We start from the raw sequence: 700 nt of genomic DNA on the forward strand, positions 1-700 counted from the left end.
CGCAGCAGCTAAAGGGTATCATGAGTTGGCTGAATTGCTTTGCAAAAAGGGTATTGATATAGAATATAAAGACTCTATTAATTGTATAAATGCGCTTGCTCATGCTTTATTTTTCCAACAACCACAAGTTGTTAAAGTATTAATTAAGTATGGTGCAAATGTTAATGCTCAAGATAGATATAAGTGTTCGATAGGTTTTCAATGTGTACTTTTTATGAGTACTAATTACGAGGATCTAGAAAAAATAAAAAAAAGAAATGAATGTTTTAATCTTTTGCTGAGTAATGGTTTGGATTTAAATGTGCCTATAAAGCAGAAAAAAAATTCATACCTAGTATCCGCTGTACGTTATGGAGATGAAAGTTTAGTAAAAATATTAATTGATGTTGTAGATAAGGCTTATATAAATAATTATAGCAAAGAAACAAAAGTTACTGCTTTAGATATGGCCTTGAATATGCATACTGATTATCCAGATGTTCCAAACCCTCTTGAAGTGTTTTCACAAACTAAAAAAAGAATTATACAAGAACTAAGAAATGCTGGAGCAAAAACTTATAAGGAATTGAAAGCTAAATAAATTTTAAAAAAAGATGGCTAGGTTTAAGAAGAGAGCTGAATAGTAGTACTTAAAAGAGTAAGAGATAAAATCAGATTTTTTTGTGAAAAATTAAATTGACATCGGACTATATTTGCAGTA

At 29.1% G+C, this 700-nt stretch carries 1 protein-coding gene; it reads left to right on the forward strand.

What is annotated here, in order from left to right; all coding sequences use genetic code 11:
- Positions 1-580: ankyrin repeat domain-containing protein (locus tag KCG35_RS25930; protein ID WP_215822800.1), on the forward strand; the 580-nt coding region annotated here is incomplete at its 5' end.
- Positions 581-700 lie beyond the last annotated feature (120 nt).

It is taken from the genome of Zooshikella harenae, assembly GCF_018837975.1.
Lineage (GTDB): Bacteria > Pseudomonadota > Gammaproteobacteria > Pseudomonadales > Zooshikellaceae > Zooshikella > Zooshikella harenae.